The sequence below is a fragment of the Variovorax soli genome (genome assembly GCF_031454625.1).
In the GTDB taxonomy this organism is placed as follows: domain Bacteria; phylum Pseudomonadota; class Gammaproteobacteria; order Burkholderiales; family Burkholderiaceae_C; genus Variovorax; species Variovorax soli_A.
Map to the genome: position 1 here is coordinate 547,639 of NZ_JAVDRF010000002.1, position 12,853 is coordinate 560,491.

Annotated in this window: 12 protein-coding genes and 1 tRNA gene; 8 read left to right on the top strand and 5 right to left on the bottom strand. The window is 68.8% G+C overall.

Going from position 1 to position 12,853, the window contains the following annotated elements; translation table 11 throughout:
* The first annotated feature begins 3 nt into the window (after positions 1 to 3).
* The 3 genes from rng to J2739_RS06550 are packed head-to-tail and all read left to right on the top strand — an operon-like array spanning position 4 to position 3,658.
* Positions 4 to 1,530 (top strand): ribonuclease G, encoded by a 1,527-nt coding sequence (rng, locus tag J2739_RS06540; RefSeq protein ID WP_309899728.1) that lies wholly within the window; start codon positions 4 to 6, stop codon positions 1,528 to 1,530.
* Positions 1,531 to 1,575: 45 nt separating this feature from the next.
* Positions 1,576 to 2,541 (top strand): Bug family tripartite tricarboxylate transporter substrate binding protein, encoded by a 966-nt coding sequence (locus tag J2739_RS06545; RefSeq protein ID WP_309899730.1) that lies wholly within the window; start codon positions 1,576 to 1,578, stop codon positions 2,539 to 2,541.
* Positions 2,534 to 3,658, top strand: coding sequence for an NAD/NADP octopine/nopaline dehydrogenase family protein (locus J2739_RS06550; protein WP_309899732.1), 1,125 nt, complete (start codon positions 2,534 to 2,536; stop codon positions 3,656 to 3,658). The genes J2739_RS06545 and J2739_RS06550 overlap by 8 nt, the downstream gene beginning before the upstream one ends.
* A gap of 9 nt (positions 3,659 to 3,667) precedes the next feature.
* Here J2739_RS06550 and J2739_RS06555 read toward each other — a convergent pair whose 3' ends face one another.
* From J2739_RS06555 to msbA, 4 genes are all read right to left on the bottom strand, one after another.
* Entirely contained in the window at positions 3,668 to 4,279 is a 612-nt protein-coding gene (locus tag J2739_RS06555) for a peroxidase-related enzyme (protein ID WP_309899734.1), read from the bottom strand.
* Positions 4,276 to 4,812: a CMD domain-containing protein gene (locus J2739_RS06560; protein WP_309899736.1), complete on the bottom strand. Its 537-nt coding sequence runs from the start codon at positions 4,810 to 4,812 to the stop codon at positions 4,276 to 4,278. Before J2739_RS06560 ends, J2739_RS06555 begins: the two co-directional genes overlap by 4 nt.
* Before the next feature lie 28 nt (positions 4,813 to 4,840).
* Complete coding sequence (locus J2739_RS06565) at positions 4,841 to 6,343, bottom strand: FAD-dependent oxidoreductase (RefSeq protein ID WP_309899977.1); 1,503 nt, start codon at positions 6,341 to 6,343, stop codon at positions 4,841 to 4,843.
* 468 nt (positions 6,344 to 6,811) lie between these two features.
* Complete coding sequence (msbA, locus tag J2739_RS06570; RefSeq protein WP_309899738.1) at positions 6,812 to 8,596, bottom strand: lipid A export permease/ATP-binding protein MsbA; 1,785 nt, start codon at positions 8,594 to 8,596, stop codon at positions 6,812 to 6,814.
* A gap of 145 nt (positions 8,597 to 8,741) precedes the next feature.
* Here msbA and tolB point away from each other — a divergent pair, with 145 nt between their 5' ends.
* The 5 genes from tolB to J2739_RS06595 all read left to right on the top strand — a co-directional run bounded on the left by tolB (position 8,742) and on the right by J2739_RS06595 (position 12,309).
* Positions 8,742 to 10,058: a Tol-Pal system beta propeller repeat protein TolB gene (gene tolB, locus J2739_RS06575; protein WP_473774979.1), complete on the top strand. Its 1,317-nt coding sequence runs from the start codon at positions 8,742 to 8,744 to the stop codon at positions 10,056 to 10,058.
* Positions 10,059 to 10,083: 25 nt separating this feature from the next.
* Positions 10,084 to 10,599: a peptidoglycan-associated lipoprotein Pal gene (gene pal, locus J2739_RS06580; RefSeq protein WP_309899741.1), complete on the top strand. Its 516-nt coding sequence runs from the start codon at positions 10,084 to 10,086 to the stop codon at positions 10,597 to 10,599.
* Positions 10,596 to 11,351, top strand: a complete 756-nt coding sequence (gene ybgF / locus J2739_RS06585; protein ID WP_405053837.1) for a tol-pal system protein YbgF — start codon at positions 10,596 to 10,598, stop codon at positions 11,349 to 11,351. The genes pal and ybgF overlap by 4 nt, the downstream gene beginning before the upstream one ends.
* Before the next feature lie 15 nt (positions 11,352 to 11,366).
* Positions 11,367 to 12,179 (top strand): tRNA threonylcarbamoyladenosine dehydratase, encoded by an 813-nt coding sequence (locus tag J2739_RS06590; protein WP_309899745.1) that lies wholly within the window; start codon positions 11,367 to 11,369, stop codon positions 12,177 to 12,179.
* 54 nt (positions 12,180 to 12,233) lie between these two features.
* Positions 12,234 to 12,309, top strand: a tRNA-Lys gene (locus J2739_RS06595).
* A gap of 90 nt (positions 12,310 to 12,399) precedes the next feature.
* Here J2739_RS06595 and J2739_RS06600 read toward each other — a convergent pair.
* The gene (locus J2739_RS06600; RefSeq protein WP_309899748.1) at positions 12,400 to 12,651 is read right to left on the bottom strand and encodes a hypothetical protein; all 252 of its coding nucleotides are present in this window, start codon (positions 12,649 to 12,651) and stop codon (positions 12,400 to 12,402) included.
* Positions 12,652 to 12,853: the final 202 nt, after the last annotated feature.

Consider the following 12,853-nt stretch of genomic DNA (forward strand, 5'->3'; position numbering starts at 1 on the left):
AAGATGCAAGACATCCTGATCAACTGGTCCCCCCAGGAGACCCGCGTCGCCGTGGTCGAGCACGGCGCCGTGCAGGAGCTCCACGTGGAGCGCACGCTGGAGCGCGGGCTGGTCGGCAATGTCTACCTGGGCAAGGTCTCGCGGGTGCTGCCCGGCATGCAGTCTGCGTTCATCGACATCGGCCTGGACCGCACGGCCTTCCTGCACGTGGCCGACATAGTGGCGCCGTTCACGCCCGGTTCGCGGCCGAGTGCGACGGCGATCGATCGCGACCCTCGCAACGGCAGCGGGGTGGTGCCGATCGAAAAGCAGGTGTTCGAGGGCCAGTCGCTCCTGGTGCAGGTGATCAAGGACCCGATCGGCACCAAGGGCGCCCGCCTGTCCACGCAGATCAGCATTGCGGGCCGGCTGCTGGTCTTTTTGCCGCAGGACAACCATGTGGGCGTGTCGCAGAAGATCCCCTCCGACCTGCGCGATGCGTTGCGCGCCCGCATGCAGGTGCTGATCGAGGCGGCCGCCGCGGCCGGCAGCGGCGGCGTGGTGCCCGAGGCCACCGGTGGCTTCATCCTGCGCACCAATGGCGAGGATTCGAGCGATGCCGAGCTGGCGGAAGACATCGCCTACCTGCGCAAGACCTGGTCGCGCATCCGCGAGCTGTCGACGCGCATGCCGCCGATGTCGCTGCTGCACCAGGATCTGAGCCTGCTGCAGCGCGTACTGCGCGACATGACCATCGAAGACACGCAGACCATCCGCATCGACTCGCGCGAGCAGTTCGATGCGCTGCTCAAGTTCGGCCTCGAATTCATGCCGCAGGCCGCGGGCAAGCTGCAGCTCTACAAGGGCGAGCGGCCGATCTTCGACCTCTATTCGATCGACGAGGAGATCGCCAAGGCGCTGGGGCGCCGCGTCGACCTGAAGTCCGGCGGCTACCTGGTGGTGGACCAGACCGAGGCGCTCACCACGATCGACGTCAACACCGGCGGCTATGTCGGCGCGCGCAACTTCGACGACACGATCTTCAAGACCAACCTGGAGGCTGCGCAGGCCATCGCCCGGCAGCTGCGCCTGCGCAACCTGGGCGGGATCATCATCGTCGACTTCATCGACATGGTGCGCGACGACCATCGCGAGCAGGTGCTGGCCGAGTTCCGCAAGCAGCTGGCACGCGACCGCGTCAAGACCACCGCAGGCGGCTTCTCGCAGCTCGGCCTGGTCGAGATGACGCGCAAGCGCACCCGCGAGTCGCTGGCGCACATGCTGTGCGAGCCCTGCCTGGCCTGCGGCGGGCAGGGCATCGTCAAGACCGCACGCAGCGTGGCCTACGACGTGCTGCGCGAGATCCTGCGCGAGGCGCGCCAGTTCACGCCGCGCGAGTTCCGCATCGTGTCCTCGCCGCAGGTGATCGAGTTGTTCCTCGATGAGGAAAGCCAGCACCTGGCGGGGCTCAGCGATTTCATCGGCAAGCCGATCTCGCTTCAGGCGGAGCCGGCGATGGGGCAGGGGCAATACGACATCGTGCTGCTCTGAGGCACGCCGCTTGCCGCTCGTCTTTCCACGTTTCCGGACGTCCTCATGAAACTGCTCTCCAAATCACTGTCGCTCGCCCTCGCGGCCTGCATGGCAGCGGCGCCCGCGCTCGGGCAGAACGACAAGCCTCTGCGCATCGTCGTGCCCTTCGCCTCCGGCGGCGCGCAGGACGTGATCGCCCGTTACCTCGGCAGCAAGCTCGGCGACAAGCTGGGCACGCCGGTGGTCATCGACAACAAGGCTGGCGCCGGCGGCATCGTGGCGGCGGACGCCGTGGCCAAGTCGACCGATGGCGCGACCGTGCTGCTGGCCACCGGCGGTGCCATCACGATCGCCCCGCACCTGCAGCCCAAGCTGCCCTACGACCCGCGCCGGGACTTCGCACCGGTGGCCTTGATTGCCGACACCCCCATGACGGTGGCGGTGCGCGCCGAGAGTCCCTACAAGACCTTGGCCGATGCCTTGCGCGACGCAAAGAGCAGGCCCGGCCTGGTGAGCTACGCCTCCACCGGGAACGGCACCGTGTCGCACCTGACCGGCGCACTGCTGGCGCAGGGCGCCGGTGTGGAGCTGCTGCACGTGCCGTACCGCGGCGCCGCGCCCGCCTTGACCGACCTGCTGGGCGGGCAGGTGGCGCTGATCGTCACCAGCGCAGCTTCCATCGAGCCCATGGTCGAGAGCGGCAAGGCCCGCGTGCTCGGCACCTTCTCGCGTGCGCCCTTGCCCAAGCTCGGCAATGCCAGGACGGTGGGCGAGGCGATCGGTGCGGGCGGCATGGACGTGCCGGTCTGGGTGGGCGTGATGGCGCCCGCGAGCATGCCCGCGGAGCGGGTCAAGGCGCTCTCGGCGGCATTGCTCGAGGTGTGCGGCATGCCGGAGACGCGGCAGCACTTCGCGCAGCTGGGCGCCGTGGACACCTGCGGCGGCAGCGCGGCGCTGGGCAAAGTGGTGGAGGAAGACAGCCAGCGCTGGGCGCGCGTCATCAAGCAGGGCGGGATCAAGGTTGACTGAGCCCGAGCGGCCTGCTTCGGAGCGGACGGATTCATTCGGCAGCGCCGCCGGTGGCCGGCTGCGCGTCGGCATCGTGGGAACGGGTGCGATCGCGCTGGCCAGCGCGGTCTGGTTGAGGCAGGCAGGGCACGAAGTCCTGCTGTGGTCGCCGCGCGGCACCGAGGCCGGGTTGCCGGGAACCCACGCGCTGGCGTGCACGGGCCTGCATCCGTGCACGGTGGCCGCCGGCTTCGTGCACGGCCTGGCCGAGCTCTGCGGCGATGCCGACGTGCTGCTGCTCGCAATGCCGGTCAATGGCCATCGCCGGGTGATGGACCGGATGCTCCCCTTCGTTCGGGACGGGCAGGTGGTCATCGTCAGTTCCATGGCCTCGCTGTCCTCGCTCTACCTTTACGAGAACGCCAAGCGGGCGGGCCGGCAGTTGACGGTCGCGAGCCTGGGCACGACGGTGCTGACCGCCCGGCGCGAGTCCGCGTTGCAGGTGCGGGTCATGACGCGCCGTGGCCGCGTCGGCGTCTCGGCGCTGCCCGGCGCGGACATCGCCTCCGTGCTGGCCTTGTGCACCGCGATGTTCGGGGAGGGCTTCCATGCGCAGGACGATGCGCTGCAGAGCGCGCTCGCCAATGTCAATGCGATCTCGCACGCGCCGCTCGCGGTCTACAACTGGACCCGGATCGAGCGTGGCGAGCCCTGGGCCCAGTACCACTGCATGACGCCCGCGGTCGCGCGCGTGATCGAAACGCTCGATGCCGAGCGGCGTGCGCTGGCCGGCGCGTACGGCATCGAGGTCGGCAGCGTCGAGGAGCACTTCGCGCGCTCCTTCGGCGTGGCTTCGACACGGCTGGCGGATATCGCCTCCGAGCTCCATGCGAAGCGCGGCGGACCGCCGGGCCCGATCCGCGTGGATACCCGGTACGTGACCGAGGACATCCCGTACGGCCTCGTGTTCCTCGAAGCCCTCGGCCGCATGGCCGGCTTGCCCATGCCCGCCACCCGCACCCTGGTGGACGCCGCCTCGCTGATCGCCGGCGTCGACTTCCGCGGCGAGAACGACCTGCTCGCGCCGCTGGCGCTGGAGCGCGAGACCGTCACCGGGCTGCGCGAGCGTCTGCGCTGAGCCGGTGGCTCAGGCGCCGGCCGCTTCGCTTGCAGGGTCCTCGGGAAAGATGGGCTCGCCGAGGTTGAGCATCAGGCGATTGGCCCACGCGAAGAGCGCCACCGAATGGATCAGGTCGAGGATCTCCAGCGCCGAGAGCCCGACCTCTCGCAAGGCGCGAATGTCTTCGGCCATCACCTCGTCGGGCTTCTCCGTCAGCCGCATCGAGAAACGCACGATGGCCTGCTCCCTCGGCGTGGTGCCGGCGGAGGCGGGCTCCTCGAACACCTGCTCGATCACGTCGCTGCGCCGGGCGAGCTGCTGGAAGCGCTGCGCATGCACCGAGGCGCAGTACACGCAGCCATTCACGCGCGACTCCACCGTGGCGCCCAGCTCGCGCTCCGCGCGCGGCATGCCGCCGGGCGCGAACATGATCGCGTTGAAGGCGATGGAGCGCTGCAGCAGCATCTCGGGCTGGTGCGCCAGCAGCAGGAAATAGGGCGAGGTCCTGGCCTGCGGGCTCATCGCGTCGAGCGCCGCCAGCTGCTCGGGCGTGGCGCTGTCGAGCGCCACGCCCTCGAGCCAGGGTTGCCAGCGCAGGACCTCCGTGGTGAAGCCCTGGATGCGGATCGGTGCCGTCATGCCGCGGCCTCCGCATCGGACATGGCCTTCAACCCCGCGGCCAGCCGGACCTGGTAGGACAGGAAGGCCACCAGCTGCGCCAGTGCAACGATGGCGGGTGTGCTCAGACCGGCCTCGCGCAGCGCCTGGACCGCGGCCTGGTCGCCGTCCAGCGGGCGCCGCATCAGCGTGGCGGTGAAGCTGAGCAGGCGCGCCAGGCGCGGGTCGCGCAGCGAAGCGATCCCGCCTCGGTCCACGGCATCGACGAGCGAAGCCTCGGCGCCCTCTGCGAGAAGACGCTCGCGGTAATGGTCGCCGAACGCAGCGGCCCTGCCGATGCGGCAGGCATGCAGCGCGACCAGCAAGCGCTCGATGACGGCGAGGCCTTCCACGGCCGGCGAGAACAGGGCCTCGTAGCTGCCTTGCGTGGCTTCGACGACCTTGGGGCGCTCGTGGCGGATCTTCCAGGTGGACTGGCCAGGGGCCAGGGGCACGAGCCGATCGACCAGGTCGAAAGGCGTGGAAGGTGTCGAGGGAGTGGGTGCGGAGGTCATCGTCGTGTGATCGAGGGGTGCGGCTTGTTCAGCTGGCGGTGCGCCGCAAAGGTTCGCCAGGATTCGCGTCGGCGGGCGCCGCGGGCACCCATTCGTCGCCCATCAGTTCCGGCTCGTCGAAAGCTTCGAGCCGCGCGAAGTGGTACTCGAAATCCTCGCGATAGAAGAGGCTCGCGATGCCGCCGGCCAGCCGCCGCGCGCCTTCGCTGATGGCGGGGATGTCGCCGGAGACGGTGCCGTGCGACATCGCGGCGGGGTAGCAGAAGCAATGGATGCGATCGAGCCCGGGGCAGGCGCCCGCGACCCTTTCCTGGAGTTCGAACGCGGGCCCGAGGTCCGGCGAGTCGGCCAGCTCGGTGTCCTCTTCGCCCGGTGGCGGCGTGAAGCGCTCCTTCCATGCGCGCACATGGGGGGCAATGGCGGCGAACTCGGGGCGGCTGCCCCAATCCACCTTGAAGCCGGTGGACACGATCAGGAAGTCAAACTCGAACTCGCCGCGTGGCGTCGAGACGCGCAGCGCGCGGTCGTCGGCTTGCCAGGCGACATCGAGAATGGGGCAGCCGAAGTGGAAGCGTGCGCCGGGATGCCGCGAAACCCGCAGCGTGCTGCCGCGCGGCGGCGGCACGCTCTGGCGGTTGATGTAGTGCCGCACGCGCCACTTGTGTTCATCCGGCAGGTCGTAGTGTCCGTGGGTCAGTCCCGGTGAGCCGGCTCCCTTGCCTTTGTTGACGCGGGGCAGATCATCGCGGCGGATCAGCAGGTCCACACTGCGCGCGCCGGCTTCCAGCGCGGTGGCGGCGCTGTCCATCGCCGAGGCGCCCGCGCCGATCACGCCGACGCGCAGGCCATTCAACCGGGCGTAGTCCATGTCGTCGGAGGAATGCGCCCAGGCCGACGGCGGCAACCCGGCGACGAAAGAGGGAACGGCCGGGCCACCGAGGCCATCGCGCCCTGTCGCCAGCACCACGCGCCGCGCCAGCACGCTGCGTGCGCCCTCGGGCGTCTGCAGCGCGAGCCGCACCATCGCATCGGCGCGCGGATGAAAGGCGGTGACCGTCGTTTCGTTGCGCACGTCCACCGCCATCACGCGCCGATACCAGCGCAGGTAGTCCATCCATTGAAGGCGCGGGATCTTGTCGAGGAGAGCCCAGGCCTCGGCGCCGAACCGGGCCTCGAACCAGGCGCGGAAGGTGAGGGCGGGCAGCCCCAGCGCCGGGCCGGTGAGCTCCTTGGGCGAGCGCAGCGTTTCCATGCGCGCCGTGGTCGCCCAGGGCCCTTCGAAGCCCTCGCGCGCGCGGTCGAACACCACGGCCCGTATGCCTTGCTGCGCGAGTGCGGCTGCGGCAGCGAGGCCGGCCTGGCCGGCGCCGACGATGGCGACGTCGAGCACCTCGGCACCGTCATGCTGGCGCTCGCGCATCCAGGGCCGCGCTGGCCAACCCAGGCATTCGAGATCGCCGGCGAGCCGCTGCTCCAATGCAGCGAGGCCGGCAGGGGGAAGGGGCAAAGCGTAGATGGGGGCGGCTGTCATCAGGGGGGTGGTTTCGCGCGCGCCGGATGCCTGCCGTCCCGGCAGGCTCCGACCACTCGGCCGATTGTCGCGCACTGCATCGCCCCGCCTGCGCTCGACTTCGGCCAGCCTCACGAGCGCCCAGCCGCTGTTGCGCACGCGAATCCCCTGAAGGCCTGCTGCGCCTCGTCGAGCCTGCCTTGCCGCAGCCGGACCGCGCCGAGCGATTGACGTACCGGGTGGTACCAGCAGGGCGTAGCTGAGGCTGGCCTGCATGGCGATGGCCTCCTCGCAGGCCTTGGCGGCGGCATCGAGGTCGCCGCTCGCATCGGCGAAGCGTCCGGTGGCCACCCGGCCCGCGGTGCGCACGATCGCCTTGGCGGGCAGCGTCCATGCTTCGAAGGGCTTGAAGTCGGCCGCGCTCGATCTTCGCAATGGCGTCGATCTCCTGCAGTGCACCGGCGGCAGCGAGCGCAAGGCGGCCAAGCCTCAGAGGCTGGGCTCGCCGCCTTCCGGCGCCGAGCGCACCGCATGCGCCTGCAGCCGCGAATAGAGGCCTTCCAGCGCCATGAGCTGCGCATGGCTGCCTTGCTCGACGATGCGGCCGTGCTCCATCACCACGATGCGGTCGGCGTGCTGGATGGTCGAGAGGCGGTGCGCGACGATCAGGGTGGTGCGATTGCGCATCAGCCGCTGCAGCGCCTCTTGCACCAGGCGCTCCGATTCCGTGTCGAGCGCGGAAGTGGCCTCGTCGAGCAGCAGCACGGGTGCGTCCTTGTAGAGCGCGCGCGCGATTGCCAGGCGCTGGCGCTGCCCCCCGGAGAGCTGGGTCGCGTTATGCCCCAGCACCGTGTCGATGCCTTGAGGCAGGCCCTCGACGTGCACCGCCAGGTTCGCGGCGGCGATGCAGGTCAGCACGCGATCGCGGTCGAGGTCGGCGCCCAGCGCCACGTTGGCGGCCAGCGTGTCGTTGAGCATGACCACGTCCTGGCTGACCATCGCGAATTGCGATCGCAGGTTCTTGAGCTCCCAGTCGGCGACGGCGTGCCCGTCCAGCAGCACCTCGCCCGCGCTCGGCAGCACGAAGCGCGGCAGCAGGTTGACCAGGGTGGTCTTGCCCGAGCCGGAGGGCCCGACGAAGGCCACCACCTCGCCGGGTGCGATCGTCAGGCTCACGCCGTCCAGCGCGCGGGCCTCCTGCGCGCCGCGGTAGTTCACGTGCACCGCGCGCAGCTCGATGCGGCCCACCACGCGCGGCGTGCGGAAGCTGCCTTGCGATTCCGGCGCCACTTCGTCGATGAGCGCGAGGCCGCGCTCCAGCGCTGCGAGTCCGCGCGTGATCGGGCTGGTCATGTCGGCCAGGCGGCGGATCGGTGCGATCAGCATCAGCATGGCAGTGATGTAGGCCACGAACCCGCCCACCGTGAAGCCCTGCTTGCCGCTTTGCCAGAGCGCGATCATGACCACTGCGGAAAGCGCGACCGCTGCGACGATCTGCGTCAGGGGCGTGGTCGCGGCCGAGGCGATGGTGGACTTCACGGCCAGTCGGTTGAGGTCGTGGCTCAAGCGGTCGAAGCGCCGGGTCTGGCTGGCCTCGGCGTTGTGCAGCCGGACCATGCGGTGGGCGAGCACGTTTTCCTCGACCACGTAGGCCAGCTCGTCGGTCGCCTGCTGGCCGAGCAGGGTGAGCCGATAGAGACGCTTGGAAAACGCCTTGATGATCCAGGCCACCCCCGGCACCAGCACGCCGACGATCAGCGTCAGCTTCCAATTGAGATAGACCAGGTAGAGCAGCAGCGCAATCAGCGTGAAGCCGTCGCGCGACAGGCCCAGCAAGGCCTGCACCAGCAGCAGGGCGCCGGTCTGCACCTCGTAGACCACGGTGTTCGATAGCGAGCTGGCCGACTGGCGCGAGAAGAGGGCGAGCTCGGCCGCCAGCAAGCGCTGGAAGAGCACACGCCGCAGCCGCTGCATGCCTTCGTTGGCGATGCGCGCGAGCGCGTACTGGGAGATGAACTGGGCCAGGCCGCGCACCGCGAACAGCAGGATCACGGCGGCCGGGATGGCCCAGAGCGGCAGCTGGCCGCGCGTGAAGCCGCGATCGAGCAGCGGCTTGAGCATGGCGGCCATCAGCGGTTCGGTCACGGCGGCGATGAGGGCGCAGACGAGGCCCAGGGTCCACCAATGGCGCGAGCCTCCGAACCAGGTCATGAGTCGCGCGAGTCGGCGCGTGAGAGTAGGGCGCGCGGACTCGGCGGCGGGGGAAGGCTGCATGGCGGCGGATTCTAAGTTCTCGCCTTCCTGTAGGACCGCGCCGGCACATACACGTTTTGTGACGGCCGGTGCATCGCTATGTGTACCATGTGGCCTCGTTTCATCCGGGCAGGAAACTAAATTCCCGGAAAGCTCTCCGAACCGCATGAAAAAGCAGTTGCAAGAAATCTCCCCAACCCCTTCTTCATCGTTCTTCGTTCGCCGCACTTTGATCGCGGCCCTGGCTGTCTCCCCTCTCGCTCCCGCGTTCGCCCAGTTCCGGGTGGAAGTCTCGGGTGTGGGCCTGACGCAGCTGCCGATCGCGCTTGCGCCCTTCAGGGGCGAGGACGCCTCGCCGCAGAAGATCTCGGCCATCGTGCAGGCCGACCTGGAACGCAGCGGCCAGTTCCGCGGCGTCGATGCCAGCGGCCAGTCGCTCGACGAGTCCTCCCGTCCCGATCTGAGCCTGTGGCGGCAGCGCACTGCCGATTCGCTCGTCGCGGGCAGCGTGACCCGCCTGGCCGACGGCCGCTTCGACGTGAAGTTCCGCCTGTGGGACGTCGTGCGCGGCCAGGACCTCGGCGGCCAGAGCTACACCGTGCCGCAGGGCGACCTGCGGCTCGCGGCGCACCGTATCGCCGACTATGTCTATGAAAAGCTGACCGGCGAGAAAGGCATCTTCTCGACCCGCATCGCCTACGTGACCAAGGGCGGCAGTCGCTACACCCTGTGGGTGGCCGATGCCGATGGCGAGAATGCGCAGGCCGCGCTCGCCAGCCCGGAGCCGATCATCTCGCCGGTCTGGTCCGCCAATGGCAGTCAACTGGCCTATGTGTCCTTCGAGTCGCGCAAGCCGGTGGTCTATGTGCACACGGTGGCCAGCGGGCAGCGCCGGCTGGTGGCCAACTTCAAGGGCTCCAACAGCGCGCCGGCCTGGGCGCCCGACGGCAACACCCTGGCCGTGACGCTGAGCCGCGACGGCGGCTCGCAGCTCTATACCATTCCTTCGGGCGGCGGCGAGCCGCGCCGGCTGACGCAGAGCAACAGCATCGACACGGAGCCGGTGTACTCTGCCGACGGTGGCACCATCTACTTCGTGAGCGACCGCGGCGGCGCGCCCCAGATCTACAAGATGAGCGCCAGCGGCGGCAATCCCACGCGCGTGACCTTCAGCGGGACCTACAACATTTCTCCGTCCATCAGCGCCGATGGCCGGTGGTTGGCCTACATTTCGCGGGTCGGCGGCGCCTTCAAACTCCATGTGATGGAGCTGGCGACCGGCAACGTGACGGCGCTCACCGACACGACCGCCGACGAGAATCCCAGTTTCGCCCCCAACAGCAAGCTGATCGTCTACGCCACACGGCTGGGAGGCCGCGAGGCGCTGATGACGACCACGCTCGACGGAAAAATAAAGGCACGGCTGGCCGGGCAGGCAGGAGACATCCGCGAACCGGACTGGGGTCCGTTTCAAAAGCAATGAATGATCAACACCTGAGGAGTTCGAAATGTTAAGACGTACGATTTATTCGCTGGCCATCGTGGCGCTCATCGCCGGGTGCTCGTCCGGCACCAAGCTCAACGATGCGCCGGTGGTGGATCGCTCAGGCGGCACGGGCTCCGGCGGTGCGGCCAGCGGCGTCGCGCCGGTCAGCATCGACCAGAGTGCGCAGACTGCACAGGGCCCGGTCGGCGTGGCGCGCATCGTCTATTTCGACTTCGACAGCTACACCATCAAGCCGGAGTTCCAGTCGCTGATCGACGGCCACGCCCGCTTCCTGAAGGCCAACCCGCAGCGCCGCGTCTCGATCGAAGGCCACACCGACGAGCGCGGCGGCCGCGAGTACAACCTGGCGCTCGGCCAGAAGCGTTCGGAGGCCGTGCGCCGCGCACTCGTCCTGCTCGGCGTGCCGGACAGCCAGATCGAAGCCGTGAGCTTCGGCAAGGAAAAGCCGGCTGTCCAGGGCAGCGGTGAAGACGTGTGGGCGCAGAACCGCCGCGCCGAGATCACCTACCGCAGATGATGCGAGTCGTTGCCCCGCTGCGTGGTGCGGCGATTGCCGTCGCTCTGCTGTGCGCCTCCCTCGGCGCGCAGGCCGCGCTGTTCGAGGACGACGAGGCGCGTCGCGCCATCCTCGATCTGCGGCAGCGGGTGGAGGCGATGCGCCAGCAGTCCGAGCAGCGCCAGAACGAAGAGAACGCGCAGCTGCGGCGCAGCCTGCTCGAGCTGCAAACGCAGATCGAGCAGATGCGCGGCGACCTGCAGCGCATGACCGGGCAGAACGAGCAGCTCACGCGCGCGGTCACCGAGATGCAGCAGCGCCAGGGCGAGATCGACGATCGGCTCAAGAAGAGCGAGCCTTCGAAGGTCTCGGTCGACGGGCGCGAGTTCTCGGCCGATCCACGCGAGAAGGCCGACTTCGAAGCCGCACTGGGCATCTTCCGCGGCGGCCAGTTCGCACAGGCGCAAACGGCCTTCGCCGAGTTCGTGAAGCGTTATCCGCAGAGCGGCTACAACGCGTCAGCGCTGTTCTGGCTGGGCAATGCGCAGTACGCCACGCGCAACTACAACGAGGCCATCGCGAACTTCCGTTCGATGCTCTCGCTGGCGCCCGACCACGCCAAGGCGCCCGAGGCCGTGCTGTCGATCGCGAACTGCCAGATCGAATTGAAGGACACGCGGGCGGCACGCCGTACGCTGGAAGACCTGACCAAGGCCTATCCCCAGTCCGAAGCCGCACAGGCCGGGCGCGAGCGCCTCTCGCGCCTGCGCTGAAGCAGGGGCCGCGAGGTGAGCGTCGTCGGCCCCGTCGTCGAGCTGGACGACGCCGACTTGGCCCGCCGCTTCGGCGGCCTGGAGCGCCTGTATGGCGTGCCGGGCGCGGCCCGCATCCGCGATGCCCACGTGCTGGTCGCCGGCATCGGCGGCGTCGGCTCCTGGGCCGTAGAGGCGCTGGCGCGCAGCGGGGTCGGGCGGCTGACGCTGATCGACCTCGACCACATTGCCGAATCCAACATCAACCGCCAGATCCACGCGCTCGACAGCACTGTCGGGCAGGCCAAGGTCGAGGCCATGCGCGAGCGCATTGCGCACATCCATCCTGGCTGCGAGGTATTGGCCATCGACGACTTCGTGGAGCCGGGCAACTGGCACCAACTGCTGGCGAGCGCGCAGGCCGCGAATGGGCCGGTGGCCGCCGTCGTCGATGCCTGCGACCAGGTGCGAGCCAAGCTGGCCATGGCCGCCTGGGCACGAGCAACCGGCGCCGCTTTCATCACGGTGGGTGCGGCGGGCGGCAAGCGCCTTGCGCACAAGGTCGACATCGACGACCTCGCCTTGGTCACGCACGATCCGCTGCTGGCGCAGTTGCGCCAGCGCCTGCGCAAGGAACATGGCGCGCCGCGCGAGGGCCGCAGGATCGGCGTCACCTGCGTCTTCAGCCGCGAAAGCGTCGCGCCGCCCGATGCCTCCTGCGCCATCGAGGCAGCCGACGGTTCGCTCAACTGCCATGGCTACGGCTCCGTGGTCAGCGTGACGGCCACCTTCGGGCAATGCGCGGCAGGCTGGGTGCTCGATCGGATTGCGCGCGGCGGCACGCTATAATTTCGGGCTTTGCCGAATGGTCCGAAGCCGGCAAAAACCAAAGAAAAAAAGCGTGGGACGTTAGCTCAGTTGGTAGAGCAGCGGACTTTTAATCCGTTGGTCACAAGTTCGAATCTTGTACGTCCTACCACCCCGTTTACAGGAAAGTCTTCTCACCCCTATTTGCGTCAGAGCGCCTTCTTGTCCGCGCCGCTTTCCACGGCGCAGGGACGCGGCAGGGTCAACGCGGCTGCCGGTCTCCCCTCAGCAAAGTCGATACGAGGCACCGCACATAGCGCTCCCGGGCCTGTTGCTCCGCTCGCTCCAGGGAGGACAGGGTCTGGATCTGTTCGGGCGTGGGGCCCTCGCCGCTCCCGCACAGGCGGTCTCCCACGGATTCGATCAGCAGTTCGCGCCATGCCACCACCGCGGCCCTGCTGCTCACCACGCTCGCGCGCAGCTTCTCCAATTCGTCCCGGTCGGGTGATTCCATGACCTCACCTTGAATTGAGTGCTTAAGTTTTAATTCCAGGATCGGGGAAGCGTCAAGCTCCGTCTGTAGGCGAACAGCCGAAGCGGAAGCGAGTGGTGGAAGGCGCGGAGGCGGCGCCGATAACGGAACCAGGAATGCAGCCTGGGCTGCCGCGCCGTTGAGCGCTGAAGCAAGCTTCAGTTAACGAGCCGGCTCAACGCCT

Excerpts from the sequence above, each read along its gene's own strand:
- rng (WP_309899728.1), top strand. The coding sequence starts at position 4 with ATGCAAGACATCCTGATCAACTGGTCCCCCCAGGAGACCCGCGTCGCC.
- J2739_RS06545 (WP_309899730.1), top strand. The coding sequence starts at position 1,576 with ATGAAACTGCTCTCCAAATCACTGTCGCTCGCCCTCGCGGCCTGCATG.
- J2739_RS06555 (WP_309899734.1), bottom strand. The coding sequence starts at position 4,279 with ATGACGGCACCGATCCGCATCCAGGGCTTCACCACGGAGGTCCTGCGC.
- J2739_RS06560 (WP_309899736.1), bottom strand. The coding sequence starts at position 4,812 with ATGACCTCCGCACCCACTCCCTCGACACCTTCCACGCCTTTCGACCTG.
- J2739_RS06565 (WP_309899977.1), bottom strand. The coding sequence starts at position 6,343 with ATGACAGCCGCCCCCATCTACGCTTTGCCCCTTCCCCCTGCCGGCCTC.
- msbA (WP_309899738.1), bottom strand. The coding sequence starts at position 8,596 with ATGCAGCCTTCCCCCGCCGCCGAGTCCGCGCGCCCTACTCTCACGCGC.
- tolB (WP_473774979.1), top strand. The coding sequence starts at position 8,742 with ATGAAAAAGCAGTTGCAAGAAATCTCCCCAACCCCTTCTTCATCGTTC.
- pal (WP_309899741.1), top strand. The coding sequence starts at position 10,084 with ATGTTAAGACGTACGATTTATTCGCTGGCCATCGTGGCGCTCATCGCC.
- ybgF (WP_405053837.1), top strand. The coding sequence starts at position 10,596 with ATGATGCGAGTCGTTGCCCCGCTGCGTGGTGCGGCGATTGCCGTCGCT.
- J2739_RS06600 (WP_309899748.1), bottom strand. The coding sequence starts at position 12,651 with ATGGAATCACCCGACCGGGACGAATTGGAGAAGCTGCGCGCGAGCGTG.